The 17,573-nt window shown below is 66.7% G+C and carries 15 protein-coding genes; 1 reads left to right on the top strand and 14 read right to left on the bottom strand.

The features are described 5' to 3' along the window. Nucleotides 1–175 precede the first annotated feature (175 nt). Complete coding sequence (locus tag CXQ81_RS15540) at nt 176–661, top strand: adenosine-specific kinase (protein ID WP_007931881.1); 486 nt, start codon at nt 176–178, stop codon at nt 659–661. A 33-nt stretch (nt 662–694) separates the two neighbouring features. On the opposite strand, the gene CXQ81_RS15535 is transcribed toward CXQ81_RS15540, so the two are convergent. From CXQ81_RS15535 to CXQ81_RS15470, 14 genes are all read right to left on the bottom strand, one after another. Continuing rightward, nucleotides 695–886, bottom strand: a complete 192-nt coding sequence (locus CXQ81_RS15535) for a hypothetical protein (RefSeq protein WP_007931882.1) — start codon at nt 884–886, stop codon at nt 695–697. 103 nt (nt 887–989) lie between these two features. Further along, nucleotides 990–1,535: an RNA 2',3'-cyclic phosphodiesterase gene (thpR, locus tag CXQ81_RS15530; protein ID WP_101337719.1), complete on the bottom strand. Its 546-nt coding sequence runs from the start codon at nt 1,533–1,535 to the stop codon at nt 990–992. Between the two features lie 170 nt (nt 1,536–1,705). Further along, nucleotides 1,706–2,407: an NAD(P)H-dependent oxidoreductase gene (locus CXQ81_RS15525; RefSeq protein WP_101337718.1), complete on the bottom strand. Its 702-nt coding sequence runs from the start codon at nt 2,405–2,407 to the stop codon at nt 1,706–1,708. A 154-nt stretch (nt 2,408–2,561) separates the two neighbouring features. Further along, nucleotides 2,562–3,971 carry an aldehyde dehydrogenase family protein gene (locus CXQ81_RS15520; protein ID WP_101337717.1) on the bottom strand — a complete coding sequence of 470 codons (1,410 nt, stop codon included), beginning with the start codon at nt 3,969–3,971 and terminating at the stop codon, nt 2,562–2,564. Next, on the bottom strand, nt 3,964–5,154 hold the full coding sequence (locus CXQ81_RS15515; RefSeq protein ID WP_101337716.1) for a pyridoxal phosphate-dependent aminotransferase: 1,191 nt from the start codon (nt 5,152–5,154) through the stop codon (nt 3,964–3,966). The genes CXQ81_RS15520 and CXQ81_RS15515 overlap by 8 nt, the downstream gene beginning before the upstream one ends. 30 nt (nt 5,155–5,184) lie before the next feature. After that, nucleotides 5,185–6,792, bottom strand: coding sequence for a 5-guanidino-2-oxopentanoate decarboxylase (locus CXQ81_RS15510; protein ID WP_101337715.1), 1,608 nt, complete (start codon nt 6,790–6,792; stop codon nt 5,185–5,187). A 10-nt stretch (nt 6,793–6,802) separates the two neighbouring features. Next, nucleotides 6,803–8,905: an acetate--CoA ligase family protein gene (locus CXQ81_RS15505; RefSeq protein WP_178081103.1), complete on the bottom strand. Its 2,103-nt coding sequence runs from the start codon at nt 8,903–8,905 to the stop codon at nt 6,803–6,805. Between the two features lie 27 nt (nt 8,906–8,932). After that, entirely contained in the window at nt 8,933–10,093 is a 1,161-nt protein-coding gene (locus CXQ81_RS15500; RefSeq protein WP_101337713.1) for an acyl-CoA dehydrogenase family protein, read from the bottom strand. A gap of 135 nt (nt 10,094–10,228) precedes the next feature. Beyond that, the gene (locus CXQ81_RS15495) at nt 10,229–11,020 is read right to left on the bottom strand and encodes an enoyl-CoA hydratase/isomerase family protein (RefSeq protein ID WP_101337712.1); all 792 of its coding nucleotides are present in this window, start codon (nt 11,018–11,020) and stop codon (nt 10,229–10,231) included. 422 nt (nt 11,021–11,442) lie between these two features. Next, nucleotides 11,443–12,852, bottom strand: coding sequence for an amino acid permease (locus CXQ81_RS15490; protein WP_007931896.1), 1,410 nt, complete (start codon nt 12,850–12,852; stop codon nt 11,443–11,445). 209 nt (nt 12,853–13,061) lie between these two features. Beyond that, a complete protein-coding gene (locus tag CXQ81_RS15485) occupies nt 13,062–15,323 on the bottom strand; it encodes an ATP-binding protein (protein WP_101337711.1) in 2,262 nt (753 codons plus the stop codon). Continuing rightward, the gene (locus tag CXQ81_RS15480) at nt 15,320–16,102 is read right to left on the bottom strand and encodes an ABC transporter substrate-binding protein (RefSeq protein WP_007931900.1); all 783 of its coding nucleotides are present in this window, start codon (nt 16,100–16,102) and stop codon (nt 15,320–15,322) included. The genes CXQ81_RS15485 and CXQ81_RS15480 overlap by 4 nt, the downstream gene beginning before the upstream one ends. Next, nucleotides 16,099–16,815: a response regulator gene (locus CXQ81_RS15475; RefSeq protein WP_101337710.1), complete on the bottom strand. Its 717-nt coding sequence runs from the start codon at nt 16,813–16,815 to the stop codon at nt 16,099–16,101. The genes CXQ81_RS15480 and CXQ81_RS15475 overlap by 4 nt, the downstream gene beginning before the upstream one ends. A gap of 106 nt (nt 16,816–16,921) precedes the next feature. Then, a complete protein-coding gene (locus CXQ81_RS15470; RefSeq protein WP_101337709.1) occupies nt 16,922–17,554 on the bottom strand; it encodes a TetR family transcriptional regulator C-terminal domain-containing protein in 633 nt (210 codons plus the stop codon). Nucleotides 17,555–17,573 lie beyond the last annotated feature (19 nt).

Raw genomic sequence — 17,573 nt, 5'->3', positions numbered from 1 at the left:
TCAGCTGTTGACGGCCATCGTTCAGGCATGACCAACCCGGCAGCCATCCATGAGTGGCTATGCTTGATCTGTTGCAGCAAGCAATCCCGCCTCGCCGATAACGGGCTACGACGGGCGCCCCCTTTTCCGTCAACGCCCCCCAGCGCCGCGCGACATCGGCAAGGAGTGGTTCGAGATGCAATTGATCAGCGTGAACATCGACAAGCCGGAAGCCACCAACTTCATTTTCGGCCAGACCCACTTCATCAAGTCCGTCGAGGACATCCACGAAGCCCTGGTCGCCAGCGTGCCGAACATCGCCTTTGGCCTGGCCTTTTGCGAAGCCTCCGGCCAATGCCTGGTGCGCTGGTCCGGCAGCGATCCGACGATGATCGCGCTGGCGCAAAAGAACGCCCAGGCGATCGCCGCCGGCCATAGCTTTATCGTGTTTCTCGGCGACGGTTTTTATCCGTTGAACGTGCTCAACACCCTGAAGATGGTGCCTGAGGTGTGCCGCATTTTCTGCGCGACCGCCAACCCGAGCCAGGTGATTCTCGCTGAAACGGCGCAGGGCCGGGCGGTGCTGGGGGTGGTGGATGGCTTCTGCGCCAAGGGCCTGGAAGGCGACGACGACATCCTCTGGCGCAAGAACCTGCTGCGGCAGATCGGCTACAAGCAGTGAGGGTCGCGCAAGATTGCCCTCCGCGCCGATCGGCTACTCGGACGGCGTGGTCCGGCAACTCTTGCGCTGACGGATCTCCTGCTCCGAAGGGCGCTCCTTGACGAACTCGAAGCGCGGCTCGCCCTCGTTGTAAGTGACCAGCCAGCCCCAGTCCAGCTCGGACTCATCCTGGCCCGGTTTCGGCGGCGCGGCCCACCACGGCTCTTTGCTGACGATCTGGCGCATGTCCTCCTCCCATTGATTCGGCCTCATCAACTATAACGTGCAGGCCCTGGGGCACTCGGATTTCGGCTGACCGGCGAACCTGTTGACAGGGTTGCCCCGAGCGTCACCGCGCCAGCGCCCATTCGGCCAGCGACCGATAACGGCCCTTATGCGACTCGTACAGGGCAAAGTGCCGGGCACTCAGCTGAAAATCCGCAGGGGTCTGGGACTCGGGCACTGGCGCCCGATAGTCGCGCATCAAGGTCAAGTGTGGGCGAAATTCCCGCGGCGAATCGACCAACCCAAGGGGCAGCAGCGCTTCCTGCAAGGCATACACCAGCTGACGCAACGCCAGCGGCGCCTGTGCCGGCGCCAGCAACAAGACCCCGGCCCGGCGCCAGACCTCCAGGCGGTCGAGCGGGACGTGCAGCGCCTCACCGGGCGTTCGCACGTTCGCCGCCGCGGCGCAGATCCGCGGAATCTGCGCCACGGTGACCGAGCCCAGGAACATCAGGGTCAAATGAAAGTTTTCCGCCGGCACCGGCCGGCCGCTCCTGAGCCCCAGGGCGCTGCGCCACTGGGCAATGGCCCGGCGTTGGGCGGCGGTGCAGGGCAAGGCGAAGAACAGCCGCTTGAACGGCTCGCCCTGCTCGCGGGACTCATCATTCATGCCCTGTCCTCCGATTCGGCCCGGGCGAAGTGCTGTCTGTCAGGTTACTCCAGGCCCCTGGTTTCCCGGTTGCCCGAACCGACGGACAGGCGGCGCACGGCAGACCGGCGGTCGGCAGCAACAGCATAGCCAAGCGCTGGGACAGCCATCGCCTGGGCGCCCGGGCCTCGTCAGCCGAGCGGGTACAGCGCCTCGTCGAACTGTGACAACCGTGGAAATTCAATCGGCAGGTCGTCAGCGAGCTGCTCCAGTCGGCGCCGGTAAGCCACCAGGAACTCCTCGCGGGCCTGATCGCTGATGTAAGGCACATGCCAGGCGACGAAGGGCTCCAGCACCTTGAACCCGACATAGGCCAGGGTGCCGCGCAGGATCGGCCGCAGCATGTCGTTCAGCGGCCCGTGAATCGCCCCCTCGCCAAACATGTGCTCGCGACCGCCCAGGGTCACGCTGACCAGTGCCTTCTTGCCGCTCAGGCCGCCCTGGTCGTAGAAACGCTTGCCGCCATAGCAGATCCCGGACACCAGCACCCGGTCGATCCAGCCCTTGAGGATCGCCGGCGCCGAAAACCAGAAGATCGGAAAATTCAGGATCAACAAGTCCGCCCACAGCAGCTTGTCGAGCTCCTGGCGGATGTCCGCGGCGATCGACTGGCTTTTCACCCCCAGGCGTTGTTCCAGCGCGTACACCAGGTAGTCGGGATTCTCCCGTGAGGAAAAATCGGCGGCACTGGCCACCGGGTTCCAGTGCATCGCGTACAGGTCGCTGACCTGCACCTGATGCCCCTGGGCCTCGAGGGTGCGCAGCGCCTGGTCACGCAGGGCGGCGGTAAAGGATTGCGGCTCGGGGTGGGCGTGGACGATCAGTACATTCATGGCAGGTTCCTTAGGCATATTCCAATGAGCAAGGCGTGGTTCGGGCGGAAAAACCGGCCGCCCGGGTAGCGCAACAAGGCGGGATCAAGCGTGCAGCCAAATGGCCAGACACAACAGCGCAAAGCTCTGTGCCCCGCCACCGGCGTAACGGGATTCAGCACTGGATGGCCTTGGTTTCGACAAACTCGGCCAGGCCCTCCTCGCCCCATTCGCGACCGTTGCCGGACTGCTTGTAGCCACCGAACGGCGCCTGGTAGTTGAACGCCGCGCCGTTGATGAAGCACTGCCCGGCGCGCAGTTGCCGGGCCAGGCCCAGGGCGCGTTCGGGGCGGGCGGCCCAGACCCCGCTGGACAGGCCGAACGGCGAATCGTTGGCCAGGGCGACGGCCTGGGCCTCGTCGGCATAGGGAATCAGGCACAGCACCGGGCCGAAGATTTCCTCCTGGGCGATGCGCATGCGGTTGTCGACATCGGCGAACAGGGTCGGCGCGACATAATGGCCCCGCTCGTACTGCGCCGCACCGCCCCACAGCAGGCGCGCGCCTTCCTGCTCGCCGAGCTGGATGTAGGCCTCAACGGTGTGACGCTGGGAGGCCGAGCACATCGGCCCGAGAAAACTCTGCGGGTCCAGAGGGTCGCCCATGCGCAGGCTCCGCGCCTCTTCCACCGCCAGCTCCAGCGCCTCGGCATAACGCCTGGCCGGCAGCAGCATGCGAGTCAGCGCGGTGCAGGTCTGGCCGGAGTTGATCATCACGTCCTGCACGCCATAACGCACCGCCGCAGCCAGGTCGGCATCCTCGCCGATCAACAGCGGCGACTTGCCGCCCAGCTCCAGGCACACCCGCTTCACCGACGGCGCCGCGGCCTGGGCCACGCGCACCCCGGCGCCGGTGGAGCCGGTGAACGACAGCATGTCGACGTCCGGGTGCCGGGCCAGGGCTTCGCCGACCTTCGAGCCCGGCCCGCTGACCAGGTTGAACACCCCGGCCGGCAGGCCGATGGCCTCGATCATTTCAGCCAGCAGAAAAGCATGCAGCGGCGTTTCCTGGCTCGGCTTGAGCACCACCGTGCAGCCCGCCGCCAAGGCCGGCGCGAGCTTGCCGATCAGTTGATGCAACGGATAGTTCCAGGGATTGATAAAGGCGCAGACGCCCACGGGTTCGCGGACCACCAGCGAGTTGCCGACCTCGCGTACTTCGTCCATCGCCCCGGCGAGTTCGACGTACTGCTCCAACCCGACGATCGGCCCGTCGACCTGCACCGCGCGGCACCACTGCACCGGCATGCCCAGCTCAGCGGTGATCAGCGCGGCCATCTCGCCGGCGCGCTGACGCAACTGCCCGGCCAGCGCCCGGATATAACCGGCACGCACCGCCGACGGTGTTCGCGACCATGGGCCGAAGGCGCGCCGGGCCGCGGCCACGGCGTTATCGACATCGCGTTCGTCGCCCAGAGGGACCCTACCGACCACTTGCTCGGTGGCCGGGTCGGCGACCTCGGCCCTGCCCTGCCCCGACGGCAGGCGCCAGGCCCCATCGATGAATAGTCGGCTGTAATCACGCATCGATCGCAGCCTCCAGCAACTCACGGGCACAGCGGGCGATCCGCTGGCAGGCCTCGCGCAGTGGCGCCGCACCGAGGACCAGCCCCAGGCGGATATGCCCGGCGGCGCTTGGGCCGAAGGCCTCGCCGGCCAGCACCGACACCCCATGGCGCTCCAGCAGGCGATCGGCGAACGCCTGGGCGCTGAGCCCGGTTTCGCGGATATCGACCATCACGAACATCCCGCCATCGGGTTTCAGCGCGCGCACGCCGGGGCAATCGGCCAGGCATTCACAGACCAGGTCGCGGCGCTGGCGATAGGCCTCGCGCATCGCGTCCAGCTCCGGCAAACCGCTGTCCAGGGCGACCACGGCGGCATCCTGGATAAATTCCGGCGAGCCGTAGAGCATGCACAGGGCGAGGTTTTCCAGGTGCGCCGCCAGCGCCGGCGGCGCGACCACCCAGCCCAGCCGCCACCCCGTCATGGCATGGGATTTCGACAGGCTGTTGAGGGTCGCCGTACGCTCGGCCATGCCCGCCAGGCTGGCCGGGCTGATGTGCTCGCCGTCGAACAGCAGCTCGCTGTAGACCTCATCGGAAATCAGCCACAGGTCATGCTTGATACACAACTCGGCCAGGGCCTGCCAGGTGCTGCGCGGCAAGCTGGCGCCCGACGGATTGTGCGGGCTGTTCAGCGCCATGGCCCGGGTACGCGGGGTAATGCGCGCGGCAACGTCCTCAGGCAACACCCGAAAGCCGTTCTCGGAACGCACCGGCACCGGCACCACCACGGCGCCACAGGCGCCGAACACCGCTTCATAGGTGACATACATCGGTTCGGCGACCAGCACCTCGTCGCCCGGATCGAGCAGGCACTGGGCAACGCTGAACAGCGCGCATTGGGCACCGGCCAGCACCATCACCTGATCGGCGCCGACCTGCTGGCCGCTGCGCTGGCGGTGCCGCCGGGCAATGCTTTCGCGCAGGCTGCGCTTGCCTCGCACGTCGGTGTAATGGGTATTGCCGGACAGCAGGCTGTCGATAGCCGCCTGCACGATCGGCGCCGGGGTGTCGAAATCCGGGTCGCCGACCGACAGCAGCAGGATGTCTTCACCCTGCTCCTGCTTGGCCAGGGCCCGGTAGTGAATGCCCCAGGCGGCGGCACCGTCGCCGGCGATACGTTGAGTCAGATCGGAAAAACGCATGGTAAGAGTCCCCGCAAAAAGCGTTGAGGGTCAGCGCGCGCAGGCGTGCTTGAGTTCGATCAGGGTCACGCCGTTGCGGCGAAAGCCGCTGCGCAACTCGTTCTGCAATTGCTCCAGGCTCTGCGGCTGGGCCACGGTGCAACCGAAGGCGCGGCCCAGCGCGGCGAAATCCGGATTGCGCGGCAACACGCCGATCGGTTCGATATCCAGGCCGAGCATGTCGTCGCGGATCTGCCCCAATGCGTCGTTGTTCCACAGCAGGATCACCAGCGGGCTGTCCAGCTCCTCGACCGCGGTCGCCAGCTCCTGCGCGGTGTACAGCAGGCCACCGTCGCCGACCAGCACCAGCCCGGGCCGCTGCGGCGCGCCGAACTTGGCGCCGATCCCCGCCGGCAGCCCATAACCCAGGGTGCCGTAGCCTGTCGGGTGCAACCAGCTGCGCGGCGCCCGGCTGGCGAACAGGTAGTTGCCGGTGTAGGCCAGCTGGGTCATGTCGCTGCTGACAAAGGCCTGCTCCGGCAGCTCCGCGGCCACCCGTTCGAGAATCGCCTGGTGGATCAGCTGCAGGGGGCCATGGCCGGCGCGTACCGCCGCGCGCAGCCGCGCCACCGCCTCGATGGCCGCCGTCGCGTCCCGGGGCCTTGGCTCCAGGCGCTGCAACAAGGCCGCGACCGTCTGCCGGGCGTCGCCCTGCAAGGCCAGCGCACAGGGATAGAAGTCATTTAACTTGCGCGGGTCGATGTCCACCCGCAGCAGCTCGGCATTCAGCGGCAGGCGCTCGCGCCAATAGTCGGTGTCGGCCATCTCGGTGCCCACGGCCAGCACCACATCGGCTTCGCCGATCAATTGCCAGCCAGGCTCGACACACAGGGTCGAGCCGGCGTTCAGCGGGGCATCAGGCGCCAGCAATCCCTTGCCGGCGACACTGCTGAAAAACGGCGCGGCCAGGCGCGTACTGAGCTGTTGCAGCTCCTGCGCTGCATCGAGCGCGCCGCCGCCGGCGATGATCATCGGCCGCCGGGCGGCCTGCAGCCTGGCCGCCGCCTGGTCCAGGGCCTGCGCCGCCGGTACGCCGCGGCCCGGGCAGCGCCGCACTTCAGTGCTCCAGTCCCGGGCCACTGGCGCCGCCAGCACATCCAGCGGCACCGAGATATGCACCGGCCGCGGGCGCTCGCTGTCGAACACCGCGTAGGCGCGGGCAATCAGCTCGGGCAGGTCCTCGGCACTCAGGGCCACCGCGGAGAACGCGGTGATCGGCGCGGTCATCGCCCGCTGGTCCTGGGTTTCGTGCAGGCAGCCCCAACCCTTGCCGAGGCTGGCGGTGTGGTTGACGCTGGAAATCACCAGCATCGGGATCGAGTCGGCGTAGGCCTGGCCGATGGCGGTCGCGACATTGGTCACGCCGGGACCGGTGATGACGAAACACACCCCCGGCTTGCCACTGACCCGGGCGTAGCCGTCGGCCATGAAGCCCGCGCCCTGCTCGTGACGGGTCAGGACATGGCGGATGCCGCTGCCGGGCAGGCCGCGATACAGCTCCAGCGTGTGCACGCCGGGGATGCCGAATACCGTATCGACACCGTAATTGGCGAGCAGGCGTACCAGGGCCTGGCCGCCGGTCAAGGTAGTGCTGTGCATGTTCATCTCCTCAGGCGTGGCCGAGGCGTATCAACGCATCGACCGCAAGGGTGCCCCGGGCACCGACCAACAATGGGTTCACATCGAGTTCGAGCAACTGCCCGGCGTTTTCGCAGGCGTAGTCCGCCACCGCGCGGATCGCCGCCACCAGCGCGTCGAGGTCCGCCGGCTCGCGCCCGCGAAAGCCCTGCAGCAGCACCGCGCTGCGCAGGCTGAGCACGGCCGCGCGAATGGCGCCATCGGTGGTCGGCAGCAACAGGCTGCGGCTGTCCTGGAGCAGTTCCACCAGCACGCCCCCCGCGCCGATGACCAGCGCCAGGGCAAAATCGTTTTCCCGCTTGATGCCGACGATCAGCTCGGCCAGCGGCGCACTGGCCATGGGTTCCAGCAGCACCTGGGTGAACGGCACCAGCGGGGCGCAGGCGGCGATCCGGCGGCCCATCTGCTCCAGCGCCACGCTCAACGCCGCCGGGGAACCCAGGTTCAGTGCCACGGCGCCGACCTCGGTCTTGTGCGGCAACTGCGTGCTGACCGCCTTGAGCACCAGCGGGTAACCCAGCCCCTGGGCCGCTTGCAGGGCACCGTCCGGGGTGCTCAAGACGCCGCTGGGGATCGGCAGACCGAAGACCTGCAAGGCCTGTTTCGATTGCCACTCGTCGAGCAACCGCCCGCCCCCTGACAAGGACTCTGGCAAGGCCTGCGGACACAGCGGCGCCATCGCCGCCTCGCCAAGATCCAGCAGCGCCTGGCGCGAAGCTTGATAGCGCACGATGCGGCGCCAGGCCGCCAGCCCGTCCTCCACCCCCTGCAAGGCCGCCACGCCGCGGGCGTGCAAACGCTCGCGGGCGCTGGCCGGCAACAGCTCGGGAAAGGCCGAGGTGACGAAACCGGTCTTGCCGTGGCGCTCCAGCGCCGCGCAGTAAAGCTCCAGCAGCAGGTCGCACTCCTTGCGCTCGCCGGTGAATGGCGCCGGGTAATCGAGCACCAGCATGGCCGCGTCGGCCGTGCTGCGCAGGGCACTGTCGAGCATGCGGGTCAGGGCCTCGCCATCGCCCCAGATCGCGGTGGTGAAATCCAGCGGGTTGACCAGGTTGGCGTAGGCCGGCAACACCTGGGCCAGCTCGGCGCGCTGGCTGGGGTCGAACTTGACCAGACTCAGCTCGTTGCGTTCGGCATAGTCGGCGATCAACCCGGCATCGCCACCGGAACAGGCCAGCGCGACCAGGCTGTCGCCCGCCGGCAGCGCGCCGCAGGCGGCGGCCTTGAGCGTCTCGACGAAACTCACCGGGCCACTGACGCGGATCACCCCGAGGCGGGCGAACAGGCTGTCGTACAGCGCATCGGAACCGGACAGCGAACTGGTGTGACTCAAGGCCAGTTCGGCTCCGATCTGCGACACCCCGGTTTTCAGCGCGACGATCGGAATACCCTTCTCCAGCGCCTTGTACGCCGCCCTGGCAAAGCCGGGCACATTTTTCAAACCTTCCAGGTGCAGGCCGATGGCAGTCACCCGCGGCTCGTCGAGCAGCACGTCCATCAGTTCGGCGATGCCCAGCTGCGCCTGGTTACCCACCGAGGCCATGTACGCCACCGGCAACGAGCGGTCGCTCATCGACAGGTTGTAGGCAAAGTTGCCGCTCTGGGTCAGCACCGCCACGCCCTTCTCCACCGGCTGGCCGCCGTGGGCCACCGGCCACAGCGCCGCGTTGTGCAGATAGTCGAGCAAGCCATAACAGTTGGGGCCCAGCAGGGCCATGTTGCCGGCGGCTTCGAGCAGCTGCCGTTGCAGGGCCTGGCCCGCGGCGCCGGTCTCGGCAAAGCCCGAGGCATAGCAGATCGCCCCGCCCGCGCCCTTGGCCGCCAGCTCGGCGACGCAGGTCAGGGTCAGCTCTCGGTTGGTGGCGACGAACACCGCATCCGGACCACAGGGCAGCTCGGCCACGCTGGGTACGCAGGGCACGCCTTCGAGGCTGGCATGCTGCGGGTTGACCAGCCACATCGGGCCCTGGAAACCGCCTTCGGCGCAGCGCCGCAGCGCCCGGGCCATGCTGCGCCCCCCGACAAAGGCCAGGTGGCGCGGTGCGAGCAGTCGTTTGAGGTTGTCGCGAAGAATCTGGGACATGGGCATTCTCCAGGCGGCTCAGCGCAACAGCGGACGCAGCAGTTCGCGGGAAATGATGTGCCGCTGGATCTCCGAGGTGCCCTCCCAGATCCGCTCGATCCGCGCGTTGCGCCAGATGCGCTCCACCGGCCCTTCGTCCATCAGGCCCATGCCGCCGAAAATCTGCACCGCTTCGTCGGCCACGCGCCCGAGCACCTCACTGGCGAACAGCTTGGCCATGCCGGCCTCGCCGTCGGTCATGCTGCCCTGGTCCATCTTCCAGGCGGTGTGCAGGGTCAACAGCTCGGCCGCGCGGATCTGCGTGGCCATGTCGGCCAGCTTGAACGAGACCCCCTGGTAGCTGCCGATCGGCTGGCCGAACTGTTGGCGATCCGCCGCCCATTGCAGCGATGCATCCAGCGCGCGCTGGGCCTGGCCGACACAGTTGGCCGCGACCATCACGCGGCCGGCGGTGAGCCAGGCGTTGGCCACCTCCCAGCCCTTGCCGACTTCGCCCAGCACCTTGGACGCCGGCACGCGACAGTCGTCGAAGAACATCTCGAAGGTGTGGTAACCGCGGTTGCTCACGCATTTGGGCCCGCGGCGAATGGTCAGGCCCGGCGTGCCGCGGTCCACCAGGAACGAGGTCACGGCGTTGCGCTTGCGACCGTTGTGCTCGTAGGTGTCGGTCACGGCAAAGACAATCGCGAAATCGGCGTGCCCGGCGTGGCTGATGAAATGCTTGCTGCCATTGAGGATGAAGTCATCGCCGTCGCGGACCGCACGGGTCTTGATCGCGTTGGCGTCGGAACCGGCGCCCGGTTCGGTGAGGGCAAAGCAATCGATCTTCTCGCCCTGGATGCAGGGCAGCAGGTAGTCGTCGATCTGCTGGCCGGTGCAGGCCATGAGAATCTTCGACGGCCGTGCGACAAACACATGCAGGGCCCAGGAACACTTGGACAGCTCGCGCTCGATCAGCGCCTGGGACAGATAGTCCAGGCCACCGCCGCCGACTTCCTCGGGCATGTTGAAGGCATAGAAACCGGCGGCGATGGCCTTGCCGCGAATCTGCGCGGCCAGTTCCGCAGGGACTTCGTCGACGCGGTCTACCGCCTCCTCATGGGGCAACAGTTCCTTGGCGACGAAGCTGCGAACCGCATCCACCAGCATTTCTTGTTCTTGGCTCAGTTGGAAATTCATGGTGCTACCTGTTGTGCGTTTTTATTGAGGGACCTGCAGGAGCCCGCTTGTTGGCGATGTAGACGCCGCGGTGCGTCAGGCATGGCGCCATCGCGAGCAATCGAACGTCGACCGGCTGCTCCTACAGGGTCGGGCCTAGCGCCCGATAAAGTTCGGCGCGCGTTTTTCCGTCGCGGCGCGCAGGGCCTCGGCGCCATCCGCGCTGCGCCCGCACAGCAGGCCGGCGGCCAGCTCGGCCCGCAGTTGCTCGGGCAGGCTGCGCCCGGCGCCTTCGCGCAATAGCTGCTTGGTCTGGGCAAAGGCAAAGGTCGGCCCGCTGGCCAGGCGTGCGGCCAGCGCCCCGGCCACACTCGACAGCTGTTCGTCGGCGCACACCTCGCCGACCAGCCCGGCCGCCAGGGCACGCTCGGCTCCCCAGGGCTCATCGAGAAACAACAGGCGCTTGGCCTGTTCGCTGCCGATCAGCCGCGGCAGGTGCCAACTGGCGCCGGCGTCCGGCGAGTACGCCATGCTGGTGTAGCCCGCCTTGAACCGCGCCGATCGGGCAGCGATGCGCAGGTCGCAACACAGGCTCAGGTCCATTCCGGCGCCGACCGCGGTGCCGTTGATCGCGGCGATGGTCGGTTTATCCAGGCTGTACAGGCGGCCCATCAGCGCGTGGGCGGTTTCGGTCCAGCCATAACTTTCCAGCGCCCCACGGGCCTCGGCTTCGGCCCACTCGGTAAGGTCGGCGCCCGCGCAAAAGCTGCGGCCGCTACCGGTCAGCACCAGCACGCGGACCGCGGGATCGGCGTTGCAGTCATCCAGCAGGCCGTGGAGTTTGTGCAGCGTGGGAATGTCCAGCGCATTACGTTGGTCGGGGCGGTTGAGGGTGATCCAGGCAACGCCTGCTTCGACCTGACAGAGCAGCGACGACAGAGTAGTCATGTGAGTCCTCGAATTATTGTGTTTGGCGTGAGGTGGGGACGACTTGCCGACGATACTAAACGAGTGTTCAGCAAGGCGACAATCCGCGGTCCGGGGCCTTGTAACAGCGGTAAACAGGCGCTACTTGCTTGTTTTCATTGAGTTATTTTTCTGTTCCGCGGTGCGCGGCCGGCGTGGTGTTACAACTTTGAACAACTGGCTACAGGGGAGCGGCCTTTGTAGCCGCTGCTGAGCCAAAGCGAGGCTGCGATCGACTGCGTAGCGGTCGCCAGCCCAGACACCGCCGAGAGTCAGTCACACCGCGTCGTCCGGTTTACGGGGCTGTGCCCCGATCGCAGCCTGCGGCAGCGGCTACAGGATTCGGTTGGCACAAACGAAAACGCGACAGTCGCCTGTCGCGTTTTTTGTTACAGCGGCCGGACCTACACCGGCACGGTTGGCGCCAGCACCGGCTGGCGCTTGCGCTGCACCAGGTAGTAGGCGCCGTAGCACAGCGCGATAAAGCCGAAGCCCCAGTACAACGAAGGCCGCTGGGTCGCGTCCATGGCCAGGAACACGAACAGCGAGCAGCACAGGCCGATGCACAGTAGCGGCAGGAGCGGGAACCACGGCGCCCGGTATTTCAGGTCACTGAGCTGGCCGCCGTCGCGCAGGTAGGCGCGGCGGAACTTGTACTGGGCCAGGGCGATGACGATCCAGGTCACGGTGCCGGACATGCCGCTCACGGCCATCAGCACCATGAACAGCGTGTCGGCGGCGATGAAGCTGGTCATCAGCGAGATCAGGGCAAAACCCAGGGTGATGCTCAGCGCCCGCAGCGGCACGCCGCGCTTGCTCAGTGGCGACAGGCTTTTGGGGGCCATGCCGGTTTTCGACATGGCCCACAGGATCCGGGTCGAGGCGTAGAGGCCCGAGTTGCCGACCGAGAGGATCGCGGTGAGGATCACGAAGTTCATCAGGTCGGCGGCATAAGGAATACCGACCATGTCGAACACCTGGACGAACGGGCTTTCCATCAGCCCCGCTTGCTGCCAGGGCACGATGGCCGACAGCACCACGATCGCCAGCACGTAGAAGATCAGCACGCGGAACACCACGTTGCGCACCGCCCGCGGGATACTTTTCTCCGGCTGGTCGGTCTCCCCCGCCGCCACGCCCATGATCTCGCAGCCCTGGAAGGCGTAGACCACGGTCATCATCACCGCGAACACCGCCGAGAGGCCGTTGGGAAACAGGGTGTCGCCGATCAGGTTGCTCATCATCGGCGCCGGTGCGCCGCTGGCCAGCGGGATCGCGCCGAAGATCACCAGCACACCGACCACGATAAAGCCCAGGATCGCCGCCACCTTGATCCCGGAGAACCAGTATTCCGCCTCACCGAAAGCGCGGGTGGCCAGGGCGTTGATGCCGAACAGCACCGCCACGAACAGCCCCGACCAGTACCAGATCGGCACGCCGGGGAACCAGCGCTCCATCAGCATCCCGGCGGCGGTGAATTCCAGGCCCACGGTGGTGGCCCAGCTCATCCAGTACACCCAGCCGATCATGAAGCCGGTGGCCGGACCGATGAACTTCGTGGCGTGGGTCTGGAACGAGCCGGATACCGGCATCTGCACCGACAGCTCGCCCAGGCAGACCATCACCAGGTACATCAGGAAACCGGCCACCAGGTACGCCAGGATGGCCCCGACCGGGCCGCCCTGGTTGATGATCACGCCGGAGCCCATGAACAGCCCGGTGCCGATCACCCCGCCCAGCGACAACATGAAAATGTGCCGGCTCTTCAAGGCCCGGGTCAGGTGGATGCCTTTGCGTTCGATAGATTCGCTCATGTCGGCACCTCAGCAGTCAGTGAGGGGCGCGGCGGCTGACAGGACGTCATGGCGCGGGGAAGGATCAGCTTTACGGCAGTTCATTATTATTATCTCCAATAAGCTTCGAGGACCGCGCCCGGCGCGGTTCAAGCGATTATTGGAAAGCCATGTAAGTTCGCGTTGAACCTGAAGATCAAAGATGTAAAAAGTCGTAAGGATTTTGTACGTCAGCCCTCCAGCAGTGCATCCAGGGTCTGCAGGGAGCGTTGCAATTGCGCGTTCACCTGCGGGGCCAGGCGCTGCACCGCCTGCTGATCGTTGCCCAGCGCCGCCGCCTCCAGCGCCCGCATGACCCTGGCCAGGGCGCTCAGGCCCATAGAGTCGCTGCTCCCGGCCAGGCGGTGGGCCAGATGGGCGATCTCAGTGCAGTCGTCGGCCGCGATGGCGTCCGTGAGCGTCACCCGGTGCTGGGCCAACGAATCGCGCAGTACCATCAGCAGGCCCTTGAGTTTCTCGGTGCCCAGCAAGGCACGATGGGTTTCCAGCAACGCCCCGTCCAGTTCTTCATCGGTCTGTGCCGCGGCAGCCAGCGGCGCCTGGCCCGCCAGTGCCTGGCGCAGGCTGTGCAGTTTCAGCGGCTTGGCCAGAATGCCTTGCATGCCGGCCTCCAGGTAGCTGCGCACCAGGGCCGGCTGGACGCTGGCAGTCAGGGCGAAGATCCGACAGTCGCGATTGGCCCCCGGCGTGCCACGAATGCGTTTGCACAGTTCGACGCCGCTGATGCCTGGCAGGTGCACGTCCAGCAGCATCAGGTCGAAACGCCGCTGCCGGCAGAGCGCCAGGGCCTGGCTGGCCTCTTCGGCGAGCCAGACCCGGTGCCCATCGCTCTCCAGCAGGCCGCTGACCACCTCGCGGTTCAGCGCCACATCCTCGACCACCAGAATCTCCAGCGCCTGGACCGGCGTGCTGGCCGTCGCGACTTCGCTGCCGCCAACGGCGGCCTGCAACTCCAGCTCGAACCAGAAGCGACTGCCCCGCCCCACTTCGCTGTCGACGCCAATGCGGCCGCCGAGCAACTCCACCAGATGCTTGCTGATCGCCAGGCCCAGGCCGGTGCCGCCATAACGCTGCGCGACCTCTTCGCTGGCCTGGGTGAAACGCTCGAAAATCTTCTCCTGCATCGCCGGGGCAATGCCGATGCCATTGTCGCTGACGCTCAGGCGCAGACGCTGGCCGCCCTGCTGCGCCGCCTGCGGCACCACCTCGACCGCCACGACGATCTGCCCGGCCGTGGTGAACTTGATCGCGTTGGCCAGCAGGTTGCTCAACACCTGGCGCAAGAACTGCTCGGCGCCGTGCAGGCGCTCGGCCAGTTGCCCATCGATCCGGCTGTGCAGGCGGGTACCGTTGCCCTGTGCCCGCGGCTCCAGCAGCGTCAGCACTTCGTCGATCAGTTGCCGCACCGAGAAGTCCACCGGTTCCGGATGGCTTTCGCCCTCCTCCAGCCGGGCGAAATACAGCACCTCGTTGAGGATCGTCAGCAGGCCTTCCCCGGCTTTGTACAGGGCTTCCAGGCGTTTGCCGTCGCGCTCGTCGAGGGGCGCGCCGCGCAGCAGTTCGGCCATGCCGAGGATGCCGTTGAGCGGCGTGCGCAACTCGTGGCTCATGGTGGCGAGAAACCGCGACTTGGCGAGGTTGGCCGCTTCGGCCTCGTCCTTGGCGCGCATCAGGCTGGCGGTGCGCCGCTCGACCATTTTCTGCAGCTCGTCGCGCTTGTCCTGCAAGGCCAGGCGATCGACTTCACGGCGGTCGATATCGCTGAGGATCGCCCTGCGCATGTCATCCAGGGCGTGGGCCACGGTATCGATTTCGTCTTCGCCGCCGCGGCGGCTCTTGTCCAGGCGCAGCGGCTCATGCCAATCGCCGTCAGCGACGCGCCGGGCGAATCCGGCCATCACTTGCAGGTGACGGGTCACCAGTCGGTAGAACAGCCCCGACAACGCCACCGCCAGGCCGCAGAGAAACACGCTCATCCACAGCAGGCTGGTCAGCCCGGTGGCGTACAGGCGCCGATGCACGGCGCCCAGGTCGGTACTGACTTCCAGCTGGCCCAGGTGCCGCGAGCCACCGCTCGGGGGCTGGTAATCCAGCTCGAAACGCTCGATGCGCAGCGGTCCGCGCGGCTCGGGGTTGCCCTGCACGAGGTCGAAGTCCGGGCTGCGCAGGTGCACCCGGGCCACGTCGGAGAAGTCCACCAGGCCGCGCAGCTGCACATTCAGTTGCTCCTGGTTCAGGTCCCACAGGCTGCGCTCCAGGCTGGCCAGGTAACCGGCGCGGATCAGCGCCATGCGCGAATCGATGTCGCGCATTTCCCGGCGGTACTCGAAATACAGCTGCACGGTGCTGGCAAGCACGGTGAAACACAGGCTGAACAGCAGGATGAATAGCAGCAGGCGTCGCAGCAGGCCGCCGGGCCGGGCGCTGATCATCGGGCATCCGCCGGTAGCTTGAGCATGTCGCGGTAAGTGGCCTCGCTTTCATTCAGCCAGCGTTCGATCTCGCCGGCATCGACCATGCGCTGCAGTTGCGCATCGATTTCCGCCATGCGCCGGGCCAACGGGGAGCGCCGCGACACCGCGATCCGCAGGTAGTCGACGCTCAGGGCCGCGGGCAAGGCGACGATGTCTTCGGCCCCCGGCAGGCGCTCGACGAACAACTGCCCGGTGCGCCGTTCCTGGGTGATGAAGTCGATACGGCCGCGAATCAGCTTGCCAAAATTCTGCTGGCTGTCGGACACCCATTCGATATTGCGGTGCCGGGCGACAAAGCGGTCGAACTCCAGGCCGTAGCTTTCGCCGAACAGCAAGCCGCCGCGGTAACCGGCCAGGTCTTCGAGGCGTTCGAACCGCACTGGATGGCGGCGATTGACGAACACCGCGACCTCTTCGCGCAGCACCGGCACGCTGGAAAAACGCATGCTCTGCTCGCGTTGCACGGTGCTGTAGGCCAGGATCACGTCGACCTGCCCTGCGGCGGCGTCCAGCAGGCAGCGCTGCCAGTTGCCGAGCACCACGATCTCGACCTCGTAGCCCAGTTGCCCGAACAGCTGCTTGACCACGTTGGGCGCCAGGCCGCGCACCTGCCGGCCATCGCTCCAGGACACCGGCGGATACACCGGGTAGTCGCAGTAGCGGATGCGCTCGGCGGCCAGGGTGCCGAGCGGCGCCAGCAGCATCAGCAGCGCCAGCCATCGCCCGAGGGCATTCATACCGCCACACTGGCCGTGAACAGATACCCGGCGCCGTGGATGGTGATGATCAGTTGCGGCTCGGCCGGATCGTCATGCAGCTTGCGGCGCAGGCGGCCGACCAGCACATCGATGGAACGGTCGTTGGGCACCCACTCGCGGTTGCGGATCTGGTCCATCAGCTGGTCGCGGCTCAGGGTATGCCCGCTGTTGCGCAGGAACACACTGAGCAGCTGATATTCGCCCTGGGTCAGCAGGGTTTCGCCGCCGGCCTGGTCGATCAGGCGCCGGCGATCGGTGTCCAGGGCCCAGGCGGCGAACTGTTTGACCGGGCGTGCGATCGCCGGCTCGGGCTTGCAAGCCTGGGCATGGCGCACCCGACGCACCAGGTTTTTCGCCCGGGACACCAGCTCGCGCGGGTTGAGGGGTTTGATCACGTAGTCATCGGCACCGCATTCCAGGCCCACGATGCGGTCGATCTCGTCGTTGCGCCCGGTGATCAGGATGATCCCCACCTCCGAACGCACCCGCAGCTCCCGGGTCAGGGTCAGGCCGTCCTTGCCCGGCAGGCGGATATCCAGCATCACCAGATCGACCACGTGGGAGGCCAGGAAGGTTTCGGCCAGCTCCGCCGTCTCGGCGCAGTGCACCTCGTAACCTTCCTGGGAGAGATAGGCATGCAGCAGTTCGCGAATCAGCGGATCGTCGTCGACGATCAGTACCCGAGGAGTCATCGCTTGTTGTCCTGGACCTGCCCGAAGGCGCGTTTCTTATTAGAGTTTTACCGCATCAGCGCCCAGAGGTTAGCCACTGCTGAACGATCGATCAACAGCCCTCCGTCTATCGCCGGAATCGCCGCCGGGCACCAGCCTGCAAACCGTCGACCCAGGCTTCGCAGATCTGCATGCCCTGGTTCGGGGTGAACGTCCCGGGATTGAGCCCCGACTCCAGCCAGAGCCCATCGAGCAAGGCGCTGAGGCTGATCGCGGCGAGGTCGGCATCGAAGTCTTCCCAGCCCTCCTCCGCGGCCAGATCGCCGAGCACCCCGCTCAACTCGTTGCGGTATTCGCCATAGGAGTGTTCGTGGGCCTGGTTGATCGTCTCGGCGGTCTTCACCGCGCCCCAGAACGCCAGCCAGGCGTCGAGCAACTGCGGGTCGAGCAACTCGGCCGAGAACGAGGCGCGAAAGAACGCCGACAAGCGCTCCCGGGCACTCGGCGCGGCCTGGGCCATGGCCTCGCGCAACAGGTTCATGACCCGTCCGGTCACCGCCAGATAGGCCTCGGCCACCAGTTCGTCCTTGCCCGAATAATGATGGCTGATCAGCCCTACCGACACCCCGGCCTCGGCACAGATCCGCCGTATCGAAGCGCCCTGGAAACCATGGCGCTTGAGGCAGACCAGGGTGGCCTCGATCAGATTGGCCTTGCGCAGTTCCGGCTCCATCCTGGAAAAACGGGCTTCCTGACTCATCGGCGGCAATCTCCTTTGG

Origin of the sequence: Pseudomonas sp. 09C 129 (assembly GCF_002843625.1) — a bacterium.
GTDB lineage: Bacteria > Pseudomonadota > Gammaproteobacteria > Pseudomonadales > Pseudomonadaceae > Aquipseudomonas > Aquipseudomonas chlororaphis.
This window is presented reverse-complemented; position numbering and strand designations above follow the sequence as displayed.

What these genes read in the sequence shown, in the direction of transcription:
- CXQ81_RS15520 (WP_101337717.1), bottom strand. Translation starts at nt 3,971, where the DNA reads ATGCGTGATTACAGCCGACTATTCATCGATGGGGCCTGGCGCCTGCCG.
- CXQ81_RS15525 (WP_101337718.1), bottom strand. Translation starts at nt 2,407, where the DNA reads ATGAATGTACTGATCGTCCACGCCCACCCCGAGCCGCAATCCTTTACC.
- CXQ81_RS15470 (WP_101337709.1), bottom strand. Translation starts at nt 17,554, where the DNA reads ATGAGTCAGGAAGCCCGTTTTTCCAGGATGGAGCCGGAACTGCGCAAG.
- CXQ81_RS15490 (WP_007931896.1), bottom strand. Translation starts at nt 12,852, where the DNA reads ATGAGCGAATCTATCGAACGCAAAGGCATCCACCTGACCCGGGCCTTG.
- CXQ81_RS15500 (WP_101337713.1), bottom strand. Translation starts at nt 10,093, where the DNA reads ATGAATTTCCAACTGAGCCAAGAACAAGAAATGCTGGTGGATGCGGTT.
- CXQ81_RS15495 (WP_101337712.1), bottom strand. Translation starts at nt 11,020, where the DNA reads ATGACTACTCTGTCGTCGCTGCTCTGTCAGGTCGAAGCAGGCGTTGCC.
- thpR (WP_101337719.1), bottom strand. Translation starts at nt 1,535, where the DNA reads ATGAATGATGAGTCCCGCGAGCAGGGCGAGCCGTTCAAGCGGCTGTTC.
- CXQ81_RS15480 (WP_007931900.1), bottom strand. Translation starts at nt 16,102, where the DNA reads ATGAATGCCCTCGGGCGATGGCTGGCGCTGCTGATGCTGCTGGCGCCG.
- CXQ81_RS15510 (WP_101337715.1), bottom strand. Translation starts at nt 6,792, where the DNA reads ATGCACAGCACTACCTTGACCGGCGGCCAGGCCCTGGTACGCCTGCTC.
- CXQ81_RS15535 (WP_007931882.1), bottom strand. Translation starts at nt 886, where the DNA reads ATGCGCCAGATCGTCAGCAAAGAGCCGTGGTGGGCCGCGCCGCCGAAA.
- CXQ81_RS15475 (WP_101337710.1), bottom strand. Translation starts at nt 16,815, where the DNA reads ATGACTCCTCGGGTACTGATCGTCGACGACGATCCGCTGATTCGCGAA.
- CXQ81_RS15515 (WP_101337716.1), bottom strand. Translation starts at nt 5,154, where the DNA reads ATGCGTTTTTCCGATCTGACTCAACGTATCGCCGGCGACGGTGCCGCC.
- CXQ81_RS15540 (WP_007931881.1), top strand. Translation starts at nt 176, where the DNA reads ATGCAATTGATCAGCGTGAACATCGACAAGCCGGAAGCCACCAACTTC.
- CXQ81_RS15485 (WP_101337711.1), bottom strand. Translation starts at nt 15,323, where the DNA reads ATGATCAGCGCCCGGCCCGGCGGCCTGCTGCGACGCCTGCTGCTATTC.